Here is a 12,527-nt window from a genome sequence, read left to right as displayed (position 1 = left end):
GGATCAAGGCTCTCAAGAAATTCGGTCTGATCGACCAACCTGCCTGAGTCGCGAGCTGCACAATTTTTGATGGCCTACCCCGGCCAGGCATCCGCACGTCTTTTGGATACGTTCTTTCACGTTACGTTATTTTGAGTCCGGTGCCGGTGCCTGTGCCGCCTCGGCAGCGGGTGCGGGTGCAGCCGGGTATGTCTCTGCGGGTGCGGCCCCGGGAGCCGCTACTGGCGCGGGCGCTGGTGCCGGTGGCACTGCGGACGTCGCCGCGGGTCTGAATACGGGGGCTGGCGCGGGCGCTGCTGCGGACGCAGGCACGGGTGCAGATGCATCCGTGGGCATCGCTGCGGCTGCGGGTGCCACCGCGGGCGTCGCTGCAGGTGCGGCTGCGGGCGCCGGTGCTGCAGCGGATGCCGTCGCCGGTGCAGGTGCAGCCGCGGGCGTTTGCGCGGGTACGGACGCCTGTCCCGGCGCCGGTGCCGGTCCCCTCCTGGCAGCCACCCTCGCCTCCGCCGCCGTCACGATCCCGAGCACCTGCTTCGCCACTTCATTCGGCACGGCCAGCGACAGCTGGTAATGGACGATCTCGAAGCCGGCTTCCGTCCGGCGAATGACGCCGCTGGCCATGCAGTGCCCCATGTTTTCCGTGTCGAGCAACTCGTCGAACCAGATCACCGTACCGTCCGGCGTCGCATACACATTGCGCCGCGTGGGATGGAACACCCACGCCGCCTGCCGGCCCTCGAAGTATTTGCGGCCCCATTCGCGGAAGGCATCGCGCCGCCATAGTTCGCTGCGGTCCGTGCCGATGTACACGCCGTCCGGCGCCATCTTGTCGAAGTAGCGCATGCGCGCGTGGGCCGCGTCGTCGTGCCAGCCGTCGACGAACGCGTTCACCTGCTGCACGAGGACCGGATCGGTGGCGGCGTGCGCGAGTTGCGCGAGAAACAGGCAGCACGCGAGGATGAGCGATTTCATGCTTGAGTCCTTGGATAGGCGATGACGCCCATTGTGTAACGAAATGTGCAAGTTCAACAACGCGGATGGCGTTGGTGTACATTTGCCAATATTGCCATGAACGCATGAACCATGAGAACCATCGTCCTTGCCGGCCTGCTGACGGCTGCCGCCGCTGCCACCCGGGAGCCGTTGCCGAACCAGCCCGCCCCGGCGCCGGTAAAGCCGACTGCGCTGCCCAGCGAGGACGCGATCCGCGCCGCCGTGCGCGAGACGCTGGCCGAGCATCCGGACAATCCCCGCCTGCACGAGGCCGACACATACCGCGCGAACCACTACGACATCTTCGCGCGCAATGTCGATGAGGCCACCGTGCCCGATTGCCTCCACAAGGACGGCCTGAAGCGGCAACCCACGTTCTTCCTCGGCGGGCTGCTGGCCCTGCCCTTCATCGCAGTGGCGAAGGTCAGGGGCAAGTGCCAGTAGGTTGAAGGTTCAGGCGCGCCGCGACGTGCGCAGCGGGCGCACGTCGGGCACCGTCTTGGACCGGCGCGGCAGGCCCAGCGACACGGCGAACGGGACGAGGAACGGATACAACGCCCACACGCCGGTCCCGTCGAGGCGCAGGTTGACGGCACCGTACAGCGCAGGCAAGGCCATCAACGCGACGAGGCTCCTGAGCGCACCGATGCGCGGTGGCGCGCGCCAGATGCCGGCCAGTGCCAGCGGCAGCACGACGCCCGCGCAACCGGCGAGCATCAGCAAGCCGCGCGTATCGCCCAGGCGCGCGCCCATCGTGCCGACGCCGGGCAGCCAGGCGCCCTGCACCAGGCCCGGGACGATCGCCCCGCGCACGGCGGCGAGCCAGCCGGCGGCGGCCGCCAGCGCGGCCAGTCCGTGGTTCACGGCCACCCGGCGCGTCACGAGCAGCCAGCCCAGCAGCAGGATATTCTCCTCGTGGACCGCCGTTGCCGCGAGCGCGGCCGCGAGCGCGAGACGTGGCTGCGTCGTCAGCACGGCGAACACGAACACCATGCGCATGCACACGGACGCCGGGTCGACGAGCGGGCACGGCGCGTACCAGAACGTCGGCAGCGACAGCACGACGAGCAGCCCCGCCCCCAGCGCCCGCCGCGTGCCGAAGCCCATGCGGCGCACGGCGGCCGTCGCGAGGCAGGCCGTCGCGGTGACGCAGATCCAGTTCAGCGCCGCGAACGTGTTGTGGAGGGCGCCGGGCAGCACGGCCGCGAGCGCCGGCACGGCCAGGCGGTAGGCAAACGGCGCACGCAAGTCGGACAGCGGCACGTCGCCGCGCAGCCAACGGGCGGTGTCGGCATACGCGCTCGAGTCGAAAGCGGCACCGCCCCAGCGCCCGAGCATGATGGCGAGGGCAAGCACGGAGAAACCGCCGATCACGAACGGCCAGTTGAAGCGCCGGGGTATCCGGTAGACATTGCCCGCTTTTCGTGCCATGGCGCACCCCGTCGAATTCACATTCCGTCGAGCATAGCGAAACGGCGCTGACGCGTCCATACAGAAAGTTCAACCCAGCAATGACCGCGATCATCCCGCGCTCGCGTGCGCGCGAGGAATCGTGGATAATTCTGGCCATGAACGATACTACCCAACTCCCACCCCTGCCCGACCGCCTGTCCATCGACCCGAAGAGCCCGCACCACAACGCGGACATCTTCAAGCACCCGGTCGGCATCCGTTTCAACGGCAAGGATCGCACCGACGTCGAGGAATATTGCGTGAGCGAAGGCTGGATCAAGGTCGCCGCCGGCAAGACCCTCGACCGCAAGGGCCGTCCGATGCTGATCAAGCTGAAAGGCACGGTCGAGGCGTATTACGCCGTCTGATCATTCCACCGCTGACGTAGAAACACGAAGGCCGCCGGGGCGATCCGGCGGCCTTTTCATTGCGCGTTCCCGCTCGATCAGCCGTCAGATCCTTCATGCCGAGTGTTCGGCACGGTGAACGCTGGGCTGGCCACTTGCTTGCCGCGGCAACCGGTCATGCGAAATCGACCGGTTAAATTCGAGCCAACTACGACCCAGCTCCGTGACCTTGTAGTCATTACCGATACGCTGCAAAAACAAATTCGATTCCAGCCAGATGCGAATTTCCTCGCTCATCATGGGCGCATCCGGGCCGCACTGCATGCTGGTGAGCGCACGCACGCAGGCAAAATGCTTGAGCGCCTGGCGACCTTTTGCTGTGATGACGGGCTTGCCGTCGTCATCCAGCTGAATCAGGCCAAACCGTTGCAATTCAGCCGGACACTCGACGATCGTCATCCTGTGCATGCCAGTGTCGGCTTCAAAGCGAAGACGGTGCAGGATCGCCATCCCTGCCACGTCGAGCGTGACGGGTCCGTCGTCGTCGATTGCCGGTTGATGCTGGTCCACGGACGTGGGCGGCGCTTCATGGATCCGGCGTCGCTGCGTGCGGCGTTCCTCGGGAATGGCCAGCACACGGTCGACCAACTCATCTTCGAGGCCATTGCGCAGGAGTAGATTTTTCGCCGCGGCGTCGCCGAAGCGGCGCCGCATGGTGAACATGGTGCGCAAGATTTTTGCGGTGACGCCATCGGTACGTCGATCTCCCGAGCGCCGATCAGGTTGAGTAACGAGGGCCATGGTAGTCAAAGAGCGTTTCAATGATTAATAATAACAAAAAATCATCAAAATTAAAGGCTCAGGTCGTCATGCCTCACGTTTGAAACCGTTGGCTTCGAGCGGGCTCCCGCGGCGGCCGTCGCCTCAGGCCACTGGAGGTGCCCCAGCAAACAGTCCAGCGCCTGCAGGTACGCGTCCCGCAGCGCCGCCCTCCGGACGCCGTCGCCGCGGGCGGCGATGAGCGCCAGACCGCTGCCGTGCGCATGGTCGACGAGGATGTCGCGCCACAGCAGGTGCGCCGGCGTCAGGTCCGCGAGCAATACGGTCAGGCGGTTCGTGATGTCGCGGCTCGCGCCGGCGAAGGCCGCGGGCTCGGCAAAGATCGCGAGCGTCAACTGCGGATGGGCGACGACGGCGTCGTAATAGCGTGTCAGCAGCGTCCGTATCCCTTCCGTGGGACTGATGGGCTCGTCCGCGCCGTCCAGCACGGCGCCATACACCCGGTCCGACAACGCACGCAGCAGGCCGGCCCGATCCGTCACGTGGTGGTACAGGCTCATCGGCGTAACGCCCAGCCGCGCGGCCAGGGTGCGCATCGTCAATCCGGGCTCGCCGTCCTCGTCGAGCAAAGCCAGTGCGGCATCGAGGATGGCGTCGCGCGACACGCCCTGCCCGCGCGCGGGACGACCGCGAGGGCGCGTCACGGCAGCAGCCGGTATGTGGATTGCACGAGACCGGACGGGAAACTGCGGCTGGCGACGAGGGCCAGGTCACGATCTCCCGGCAGCTCGCCGAACAGCGATCGACCGGCGCCGATCAGCACGGGCACCGTCGTGACGACCATGTCGGCGACGAGGCCCGCGCGCAGGAATGCCTGCACGATCCGGCCACCATCCACGTAGACCCGGCGGGCGCCGTCGTGCTCCAGTTCGCGCATCGCATCGAGCGGTGAAAGGTCGGCGAAACGCACCTTGCCGCGCAGCCGGTCGGGGACAGGCGCACCCGCCAGTTGGCGCGACAGCACCAGCACGGGCCGGTCGTACGGCCTCGCATCGAACGTCGCGACCTTCTCGTAGCTGCCGCGGCCCATGACGATCGCGTCCTTGTCGGCGATGAAGGCGTCGTAGCCGTGGTCTTCGCGCGGGTCGTCGCGCGCGAGCAGCCAATCGATGTCGCCGTCGGGCCGCGCGATGTAGCCGTCGAGGCTGATAGCGATGAATACGTGTCCAGTGATCATGGCGCCCCCTTATTTATACGCTGTATATTTTATCGGAAGGCGGAAAAAAAGCGAGCCCGCAGGCTCGCTTTCTGATCCACGACGAGGCGGATTAACGCTTGTCGATGGTCGGCACGTCGCGGCGCGGCGAACCGACGAACAGCTGGCGCGGACGGCCGATCTTCTGTTCCGGGTCGGCGATCATCTCGTTCCACTGGGCGATCCAGCCGATGGTACGGGCCATCGCGAAGATACCGGTGAACAGCGAAACCGGGATGCCCAGTGCCGACTGCACGATGCCCGAGTAGAAGTCGACGTTCGGGTACAGCTTGCGCGACACGAAGTATTCGTCGTTCAGGGCGATCTTTTCCAGTTCCATCGCGAGCTTGAACAGCGGGTCGTCCTGCAGGCCCAGTTCGTTCAGCACTTCGTGGCAGGTTTCGCGCATCAGCTTGGCGCGCGGGTCGAAGTTCTTGTACACGCGGTGACCGAAGCCCATCAGCTTCACGCCCGAGTTCTTGTCCTTGACCTTCTCGATGAAGCCAGGGATGTTCTCGACCGAACCGATTTCCTTCAGCATGTTCAGTGCGGCTTCGTTCGCGCCGCCGTGCGCCGGGCCCCACAGGCAGGCGATACCGGCGGCGATACACGCGAACGGGTTCGCGCCCGACGAACCGGCCAGGCGGACGGTCGACGTCGATGCGTTCTGCTCGTGGTCGGCGTGCAGGATCAGGATGCGGTCGAGGGCGCGGACGAGGACGTCGTTGACCTTGTACTCTTCGCACGGGTTGCCGAACATCATGCGCATGAAGTTCGCGCTGTACGACAGGTCGTTGCGCGGGTACACGAACGGCTGGCCGATCGAGTATTTGTAGGCCATCGCGACGAGGGTCGGCAGCTTGGCGATCAGGCGGATGGCCGAGATCTCGCGCTGCTTGGCGTCGTTGATGTCCAGCGAGTCGTGGTAGAACGACGCCAGCGCGCCGACGGTACCCACCAGCACCGACATCGGGTGCGCGTCACGACGGAAGCCGCGGAAGAAGAATTGCATCTGCTCGTGGACCATCGTGTGCTTGGTCACGGTGCCGACGAACTCTTCCTTCTGCTTGGCGTTCGGCAGTTCGCCGTTCAGCAGCAGGTAGCAGGTCTCCAGGAAGTCGCAGTTGACGGCCAGCTGCTCGATCGGGTAGCCGCGATACAGCAGCTCGCCCTTGTCGCCATCGATGTAGGTGATGGCCGACTGGCAGGCGGCGGTCGACATGAAGCCCGGGTCGTAGGTGAACTTGCCGGTTTGGCCGTACAGCTTGCGGATGTCGATGACGTCCGGGCCGATCGTGCCCTTGTAGATCGGCATGTCTACCGACGGGCTGCCGTCCGAGAACGACAGGGTGGCTTTGGTATCAGAGATGTTCATGGCACTTCCTTCTGTGGGAGTGGGTCTACAAGATAAAATAAAACGAAATCTTCAGGTTTCGTCACCGGCGTCCGCGACGGCGCGGCCGCCTCAGGCTTGCCGCAGTCGCGCCACCAGGGCGCGCACGTGCGGCAGGTCGACCTCGCCTTCGGGCTCGGCGCGGCCCAGCAGCAGGTCCATCAGCGGGTTGTCCGCCAGGTCCAGCAAACGGGTCAGCGCATCGACTTCCTCGTCCGTCAATTCTTCTTCATGCGCATCCAGGAAGCGCGTGAGGATCAGGTCGTTCTCGAGCAGGCCACGGCGCGCGCGCCAGCGCAGGCGGGCACGGTTGGCAGGGTCGGATTGATGCGTTTTCACACTAGAGTCCGTTGTTGGGTCAACACTATACTCCGGCTGCCGGTTGGCGACAGTACGGTAGTTTTACTGTATTTAAGGCAATACTTGGCGCAGGATATCGACAAAAATATACCCTGCCGGGAACGATCGCGCCGTTTCGTAGGGTGGGCACCCCGTGCCCACGCGTGACGTTTGCGTCACGCTGGCGTCCGCGTGGGCTCGGGGAGCCCACCCTACACGTTACCGGACACGACGTCCGGCAAGCACCGTTTAGATCGCGCGGCGAACCAGCAATTCCTTGATCTTGCCGATGGCCTTGTTCGGGTTCAAACCCTTCGGGCACACGTCCGTGCAGTTCATGATCGAGTGGCAGCGGAACAGGCGGTACGGATCTTCCAGGTTGTCCAGGCGCTCGTTCGTGGCTTCGTCGCGCGAGTCGGCGATGAAGCGGTAGGCCTGCAGCAGGCCGGCCGGGCCGACGAACTTGTCCGGGTTCCACCAGAACGACGGGCACGACGTCGAGCAGCATGCGCACAGGATGCACTCGTACACGCCGTCGAGCTCTTCGCGCTCTTCCGGCGACTGCAGACGCTCTTTCTCCGGCGGGATCGAGTCGTTGATCAGGTACGGCTTGATCGAGTGATACTGCTTGAAGAAGTTGGTCATGTCGACGATCAGGTCGCGGATGACCGGCAGGCCCGGCAGCGGACGCAGCACGATCGGCTGGGTCAGCTCGTTCAGGTTCGTCGTGCAGGCGAGGCCGTTCTTGCCGTTGATGTTCATCGCGTCCGAACCGCACACGCCTTCGCGGCAGGAGCGGCGCAGCGCCAGCGAGTCGTCGACGTCGGACTTGATGCGCTGCAGGGCGTCCAGCAGCATCTTGTCGGTGTCTTTCAGCTCGACGGTGACGTCTTGCATATAGGGCTTCGAATCCTTGTCCGGATCGTAGCGGTAGATCTTCAGGTGGACTGTGCGTGCCATGTTTTACCTATCTGTCGGGGACGGGGTCCTGCCCCGTCCGCAAAATATCGTGTTGTGTCGTCGCCGGATTAGAACGTACGGGGCTTCGGTTTGAACGTGTCGACGGTCAGCGGCTTCGTGACAACCGGCTTGTAGTCGAGACGGTTGCCTTCCGAGTAGAACAGGGTGTGCTTCATCCAGTTCTCGTCGTCGCGCTGCTCGTAGTCGCTGTGGGCGTGGGCGCCGCGCGATTCCTTGCGCGCCGCGGCCGACACGACGGTCGCCTTGGCCACTTCGATCAGGTTGTCCAGCTCGATCGCTTCGATGCGCGCCGTGTTGAACACCTTCGACTTGTCCTTGAACGACACGTGCTTGCGGCGCTCGTCCAGTGCCATGATTTCCTTGACGCCTTCGTCCATCAGCGCCTGCGTGCGGAACACGCCGCAGTGCTTCTGCATCGTGGCGCGGATGGCGTTGGCCACGTCCTGCACCTTCTCGCCGCCCGTCGAATTTTCCAGACGGTTCAGGCGGCCCAGCGCGTAGTCGGCGAAGTCCTTCGGCAGCGCGCGGTTGCCCTGCTCTTTCAGGTTCTGCGCGACGATGTGGTTGCCGGCCGCGCGGCCGAAGACCACCAGGTCCAGCAGCGAGTTCGTGCCCAGGCGGTTCGCGCCGTGCACCGACACGCACGAGCATTCGCCGATCGCGTACAGGCCGTTGACGACCTTCTGCGAACCGGTGCCGTCGGGGGTGACGACCTGGCCGTGGATGTTCGTCGGGATGCCGCCCATCTGGTAGTGGATGGTCGGGACGACGGGGATCGGTTCCTTCGTCGCGTCGACGTTGGCGAACTTGTGGCCGATTTCCAGGATCGACGGCAGGCGCTTGCGGATCGTGTCCGCGCCGATGTGGCGCAGGTCGAGCAGCACGTGGTCCTTGTTCGGGCCGACGCCGCGGCCTTCCTTGATCTCCTGGTCCATCGAGCGCGACACGAAGTCGCGCGGCGCCAGATCCTTCAGCGTCGGCGCATAGCGCTCCATGAAGCGCTCGCCGTTGCTGTTGATGAGGATACCGCCCTCGCCGCGCACGCCTTCCGTGATCAAGACGCCCGCGCCGGCCACGCCGGTCGGGTGGAACTGCCAGAATTCCATGTCCTGCAGCGGGATGCCGGCACGTGCCGCCATGCCCAGGCCGTCGCCCGTGTTGATGAAGGCGTTGGTCGACGCGGCGAAGATACGGCCGGCGCCGCCCGTGGCGAACACGGTCGTTTTCGCCTGCAGCATCATGACGTCGCCCGTTTCCATTTCCAGCGCAACGACGCCGAGGACGTCGCCGTCGGCGTTGCGGACGAGGTCCAGCGCCTGCCATTCGACGAAGAAGTGCGTGCGCGAGCGGACGTTACGCTGGTACAGCGTGTGCAGCAGCGCGTGGCCCGTACGGTCGGCGGCGGCGCAGGCGCGCTGCACCGGCTTCTCGCCGAAGTTCGCCGTGTGGCCGCCAAACGGACGCTGGTAGATCGTGCCGTCCGGATTGCGGTCGAACGGCATGCCGAAGTGTTCCAGCTCGTACACGACCTTCGGTGCTTCGCGGCACATGAATTCGATGGCATCCTGGTCGCCCAGGTAGTCCGAACCCTTGACGGTGTCGAACATGTGCCAGTACCAGTCGTCCTCGCTCATGTTGCCCAGCGACGCGCCGATGCCGCCCTGTGCGGCGACGGTGTGGGAACGGGTCGGGAAGACTTTCGACAGCACGGCCACGTTCAGGCCGGCTTCGGACAATTGCAGCGCGGCGCGCAGGCCGGAACCGCCGGCACCGACGATGACGACGTCGAAATGGCGGACAGGGATGTTGGTGTTGATTGCTGCCACGATTACACGCTCCAGAGAATTTGCACAGTCCAGGCGGCGCAGGCGAGCAGCCAGAGCACCGTGGCGATCTGCAGGGTCAGGCGGATGCCGACCGGTTTGACGTAGTCCATCCAGATGTCACGGATACCGACCCACACGTGGTAGAACAGGCCGAAGAACGTGACCATGGTGAAGAGCTTGAACCACTGGCGGGCGAACAGACCGGCCCAGCCTTCGTAGGTGAAATTTTGCCCGGTCAGGAACGAGACCAGCAGGATGACGGTGAAGATGACCATCACGATGGCCGTCACGCGCTGCGCGAGCCAGTCGCGCATGCCGTAGTGCGCGCCGACGACGAGACGGCGCTGTCCGATGTTCTTGGGGGTAGTAGCCATGATAATTAAAACACTCCGAACAGTTTGAGAGCGACCAGCAGGGTCAGGACCAGGCTGACGGCCAGCACGTAGCGCGCGGTGCGCTGCGAGGCGTCCTTGTCGAGGGCCATGTGGTTGTCCATGAACAGGTGGCGGATACCGGCGCAGAAGTGGTGCAGGTACGCCCAGGACAGGCCCAGCAGGATGATCTTGACGAGCGGGTGGCTGACGATGCCGGCCCAGTGGGCGAACGAGATCTCGGAACGGATGCTCTCGCCGAACAGGTAGATCAGGTACGGCAGGAAGAGGAACAGCACGAAGCCGCTGATACGGTGCAGGATCGACACGATGGCCGATGGCGGCTGCTTGTAATTCATCGTAATGTCCGTAATGCTCACATTACGGATCGGCTGCCCTCTTTTTTGCACGTTTTTCACGGCTTCGGACATTGGAACACCTCCCTTAAAACTGACTGATTTTATGTTGGAACCCGCACTTCGCCGATTTTGTGACCTGCGCCGAACCTGGTTTCACCGTCTCCAGATCCTTGCTGGAACACGTCGGCCGGGCCTCTCCGACGCTTTCCCAAAATCAAAGCATTGTAATCGCTGCCAGCGATTCCTGCACCCAGCATAGGCTCGGCGCAAAAACTATTCAGGACAATTCGTTCTGGTAATGATGCTTCGCGGTGAGATACAAACCGCGCCGCAATTCCACCGCTTTATCGCCATACGTGAACGACACCCGGTCGGCGCACAAGAGTGGCGTTCCCTCCGCCACCTTCAACGCCTGCGCGGTCGGCGCGTCGGCCGCAATCGCGCGGATCTTCTCCGTCGCGCGGATCATGCGCGTGCCGAATTCCGATTCGAACAAGCCGTACATCGGCCCCTTGTATTCCGCCAGGCGCTCGGCCGTCAGTCCCTTGAACAGCTGGCCCGGCAGCCACAGTTCCTCGAGGATCGTCGGCGCGCCGGCGTCGCTCATCAGGCGCTTGATGTAGACGACGGCGTCGCCCGACTTCAAATCGAGCAGGCGCGCCACCTCGGCCGGCGCGCGGATGCGCTTGACCTCGAGGTAGTCGTGCTCGAAATGCTGGGGGACGCCCTCGTCGGGCATCAGCTTGAGGAAGCGGAAGTGGGCGCGCGCCTCGTTGTGGGACGCGACGAACGTACCTTTACCCTGGCGGCGGACGACGAGGTGCTCGGCGGCGAGCTCGTCGATGGCCTTGCGGACGGTGCCCTGGCTGACCTTGTAGCGGCCGGCCAGCTCGACCTCGCTGGGGATCAGTTCGCCCGGCTTCCACTCGCCCGATTGCAGGCTTTGCGTGATGAGCGCCTTGATCTGCTGGTACAGTGGCGAGAACGTGGGGGACGGTGCCGCGCCGCCGACAGCGCCGCCGGCGCCGCTTGTCGTGGCACCATTGCTGTTCGGATTGGACGGGGCTTGGTTCATAGACAGCGATTTTTTCATAAATCCAAGGGTCCGTCCAGTGGAGAAACCCTCAGATTATGTGTCTTATATAAGACATATGATATGAATTGACAGATGGAATGGCGCGGGACTACACTCGCGGTCGATCGAGCGTGGGCGCCCGCCTGCCGGCATTGCGTCGCACGCCCGCTTGGCGATGGCGCTTTTGGTATGATTGCAGTTTTCCCAAACAGGCGTATCCTTCTGCGTCGTCCGCTCAGTAGTACGCTTCTTCCCTCTTATTTGGAGATTCATCATGGCAAAAACCCCTAAGCGCGTTGCCGTCACCGGTGCGGCCGGCCAGATCGGCTATTCCCTGCTGTTCCGCATCGCCAACGGCGACATGCTGGGCAAGGACCAGCCGGTCATCCTGCAGCTGCTCGAAATCGACAACGAAAAGGCACAGAAGGCGCTGAAGGGCGTCATGATGGAACTGGACGACTGCGCATTCCCGCTGCTGGCCGGCATGACCGCGCACAGCGACCCGATGACCGCGTTCAAGGATGCGGACGTCGCCCTGCTGGTCGGCGCCCGTCCGCGCGGCCCGGGCATGGAACGCAAGGACCTGCTGGAAGCCAACGCCCAGATCTTCACGGTGCAGGGCAAGGCGCTGGACGCCGTCGCCTCGCGTGACGTCAAAGTGCTGGTGGTCGGCAACCCGGCCAACACCAACGCCCACATCGCGATGAAATCGGCCCCGAACCTGCCGGCCAAGAACTTCACCGCCATGCTGCGCCTGGACCACAACCGCGCCCTGTCGCAAGTCGCCGCCAAGACCGGCAAGGCCGTCGGCGACATCGAGAAGATGGTCGTTTGGGGCAACCACTCGCCGACCATGTACGCCGACTACCGCTTCGCGACGGTCGACGGCCAGTCGGTCAAGGACATGATCAACGACGACGACTGGAACCGCAACACGTTCCTGCCGACCGTCGGCAAGCGCGGCGCCGCCATCATCGACGCCCGCGGCGCATCGTCGGCTGCCTCGGCTGCCAACGCCGCCATCGACCACGTCCGTGACTGGGTCCTGGGCACGAACGGCAAGTGGACCACGATGGGTGTCCCGTCGGACGGTTCGTACGGCATCCCGGAAGGCATCGTCTTCGGCTTCCCGGTGACCACGCAGAACGGCGAGTACACGATCGTGCAAGGCCTGCCGATCGACCAGTTCTCGCAGGAGCGCATCAACCTGACGCTGAACGAGCTGAACGAAGAGCGCGCGGGCGTCGCGCACCTGCTGGGTCAGTAATCCGGTAACGCATACGTTAGGTGGGCACGGGGTGCCCACCGTAAGCCGGCATAATGCATACGTTTGGGGCACCGCATCATTAAAGATCA

The 12,527-nt window shown here is 64.3% G+C and carries 15 protein-coding genes; 3 read left to right on the top strand and 12 right to left on the bottom strand.

Going from position 1 to position 12,527, the window contains the following annotated elements:
- Window positions 1–126 precede the first annotated feature (126 nt).
- The gene (locus tag HAV22_RS30885) at window positions 127–972 is read right to left on the bottom strand and encodes a nuclear transport factor 2 family protein (protein WP_208296285.1); all 846 of its coding nucleotides are present in this window, start codon (window positions 970–972) and stop codon (window positions 127–129) included.
- 111 nt (window positions 973–1,083) lie between these two features.
- Between HAV22_RS30885 and HAV22_RS20345 the strand changes: the two genes are divergently transcribed.
- Window positions 1,084–1,437: a hypothetical protein gene (locus tag HAV22_RS20345; protein ID WP_166861581.1), complete on the top strand. Its 354-nt coding sequence runs from the start codon at window positions 1,084–1,086 to the stop codon at window positions 1,435–1,437.
- A 9-nt stretch (window positions 1,438–1,446) separates the two neighbouring features.
- Here the strand turns inward: HAV22_RS20345 and HAV22_RS20340 are convergent, their stop codons facing one another.
- On the bottom strand, window positions 1,447–2,424 hold the full coding sequence (locus tag HAV22_RS20340) for a hypothetical protein (RefSeq protein WP_166861580.1): 978 nt from the start codon (window positions 2,422–2,424) through the stop codon (window positions 1,447–1,449).
- Between the two features lie 137 nt (window positions 2,425–2,561).
- Between HAV22_RS20340 and HAV22_RS20335 the strand changes: the two genes are divergently transcribed.
- Window positions 2,562–2,813: a DUF3297 family protein gene (locus HAV22_RS20335; protein WP_166861579.1), complete on the top strand. Its 252-nt coding sequence runs from the start codon at window positions 2,562–2,564 to the stop codon at window positions 2,811–2,813.
- Window positions 2,814–2,906: 93 nt separating this feature from the next.
- On the opposite strand, the gene HAV22_RS20330 is transcribed toward HAV22_RS20335, so the two are convergent.
- From HAV22_RS20330 to HAV22_RS20285, 10 genes are all read right to left on the bottom strand, one after another.
- The gene (locus tag HAV22_RS20330) at window positions 2,907–3,593 is read right to left on the bottom strand and encodes a hypothetical protein (protein WP_166861578.1); all 687 of its coding nucleotides are present in this window, start codon (window positions 3,591–3,593) and stop codon (window positions 2,907–2,909) included.
- 50 nt (window positions 3,594–3,643) lie between these two features.
- Window positions 3,644–4,276 (bottom strand): TetR/AcrR family transcriptional regulator, encoded by a 633-nt coding sequence (locus HAV22_RS20325; protein ID WP_166861577.1) that lies wholly within the window; start codon window positions 4,274–4,276, stop codon window positions 3,644–3,646.
- Window positions 4,273–4,809, bottom strand: a complete 537-nt coding sequence (locus HAV22_RS20320; RefSeq protein ID WP_166861576.1) for a dihydrofolate reductase family protein — start codon at window positions 4,807–4,809, stop codon at window positions 4,273–4,275. The genes HAV22_RS20325 and HAV22_RS20320 overlap by 4 nt, the downstream gene beginning before the upstream one ends.
- A gap of 91 nt (window positions 4,810–4,900) precedes the next feature.
- On the bottom strand, window positions 4,901–6,202 hold the full coding sequence (gltA, locus tag HAV22_RS20315; protein ID WP_166861575.1) for a citrate synthase: 1,302 nt from the start codon (window positions 6,200–6,202) through the stop codon (window positions 4,901–4,903).
- Between the two features lie 90 nt (window positions 6,203–6,292).
- Window positions 6,293–6,559 (bottom strand): FAD assembly factor SdhE, encoded by a 267-nt coding sequence (locus HAV22_RS20310; RefSeq protein WP_047823985.1) that lies wholly within the window; start codon window positions 6,557–6,559, stop codon window positions 6,293–6,295.
- A 249-nt stretch (window positions 6,560–6,808) separates the two neighbouring features.
- A complete protein-coding gene (locus tag HAV22_RS20305) occupies window positions 6,809–7,519 on the bottom strand; it encodes a succinate dehydrogenase iron-sulfur subunit (RefSeq protein WP_056132068.1) in 711 nt (236 codons plus the stop codon).
- 68 nt (window positions 7,520–7,587) lie between these two features.
- Window positions 7,588–9,366 carry a succinate dehydrogenase flavoprotein subunit gene (sdhA, locus tag HAV22_RS20300; protein ID WP_166861574.1) on the bottom strand — a complete coding sequence of 593 codons (1,779 nt, stop codon included), beginning with the start codon at window positions 9,364–9,366 and terminating at the stop codon, window positions 7,588–7,590.
- 2 nt (window positions 9,367–9,368) lie between these two features.
- Window positions 9,369–9,740: a succinate dehydrogenase, hydrophobic membrane anchor protein gene (gene sdhD, locus HAV22_RS20295; protein WP_166861573.1), complete on the bottom strand. Its 372-nt coding sequence runs from the start codon at window positions 9,738–9,740 to the stop codon at window positions 9,369–9,371.
- A 5-nt stretch (window positions 9,741–9,745) separates the two neighbouring features.
- The gene (sdhC, locus tag HAV22_RS20290; protein ID WP_166861572.1) at window positions 9,746–10,168 is read right to left on the bottom strand and encodes a succinate dehydrogenase, cytochrome b556 subunit; all 423 of its coding nucleotides are present in this window, start codon (window positions 10,166–10,168) and stop codon (window positions 9,746–9,748) included.
- A 205-nt stretch (window positions 10,169–10,373) separates the two neighbouring features.
- Window positions 10,374–11,171 (bottom strand): GntR family transcriptional regulator, encoded by a 798-nt coding sequence (locus HAV22_RS20285; RefSeq protein WP_166861571.1) that lies wholly within the window; start codon window positions 11,169–11,171, stop codon window positions 10,374–10,376.
- Between the two features lie 274 nt (window positions 11,172–11,445).
- Between HAV22_RS20285 and HAV22_RS20280 the strand changes: the two genes are divergently transcribed.
- Window positions 11,446–12,438 carry a malate dehydrogenase gene (locus HAV22_RS20280; protein WP_166861570.1) on the top strand — a complete coding sequence of 331 codons (993 nt, stop codon included), beginning with the start codon at window positions 11,446–11,448 and terminating at the stop codon, window positions 12,436–12,438.
- The last annotated feature ends 89 nt before the right edge of the window (window positions 12,439–12,527 follow it).

The sequence above is a fragment of the Telluria antibiotica genome (assembly GCF_011682055.1).
GTDB lineage: Bacteria > Pseudomonadota > Gammaproteobacteria > Burkholderiales > Burkholderiaceae_D > Telluria > Telluria antibiotica.
This window is presented reverse-complemented; position numbering and strand designations above follow the sequence as displayed.

Bases quoted from the DNA above. Each gene is read 5' to 3' on its own strand.
- HAV22_RS30885 (WP_208296285.1), bottom strand. From the start codon at position 972: ATGAAATCGCTCATCCTCGCGTGCTGCCTGTTTCTCGCGCAACTCGCG.
- HAV22_RS20345 (WP_166861581.1), top strand. From the start codon at position 1,084: ATGAGAACCATCGTCCTTGCCGGCCTGCTGACGGCTGCCGCCGCTGCC.
- HAV22_RS20340 (WP_166861580.1), bottom strand. From the start codon at position 2,424: ATGGCACGAAAAGCGGGCAATGTCTACCGGATACCCCGGCGCTTCAAC.
- HAV22_RS20335 (WP_166861579.1), top strand. From the start codon at position 2,562: ATGAACGATACTACCCAACTCCCACCCCTGCCCGACCGCCTGTCCATC.
- HAV22_RS20330 (WP_166861578.1), bottom strand. From the start codon at position 3,593: ATGGCCCTCGTTACTCAACCTGATCGGCGCTCGGGAGATCGACGTACC.
- HAV22_RS20320 (WP_166861576.1), bottom strand. From the start codon at position 4,809: ATGATCACTGGACACGTATTCATCGCTATCAGCCTCGACGGCTACATC.
- gltA (WP_166861575.1), bottom strand. From the start codon at position 6,202: ATGAACATCTCTGATACCAAAGCCACCCTGTCGTTCTCGGACGGCAGC.
- HAV22_RS20305 (WP_056132068.1), bottom strand. From the start codon at position 7,519: ATGGCACGCACAGTCCACCTGAAGATCTACCGCTACGATCCGGACAAG.
- sdhD (WP_166861573.1), bottom strand. From the start codon at position 9,740: ATGGCTACTACCCCCAAGAACATCGGACAGCGCCGTCTCGTCGTCGGC.
- sdhC (WP_166861572.1), bottom strand. From the start codon at position 10,168: ATGTCCGAAGCCGTGAAAAACGTGCAAAAAAGAGGGCAGCCGATCCGT.
- HAV22_RS20285 (WP_166861571.1), bottom strand. From the start codon at position 11,171: ATGAACCAAGCCCCGTCCAATCCGAACAGCAATGGTGCCACGACAAGC.
- HAV22_RS20280 (WP_166861570.1), top strand. From the start codon at position 11,446: ATGGCAAAAACCCCTAAGCGCGTTGCCGTCACCGGTGCGGCCGGCCAG.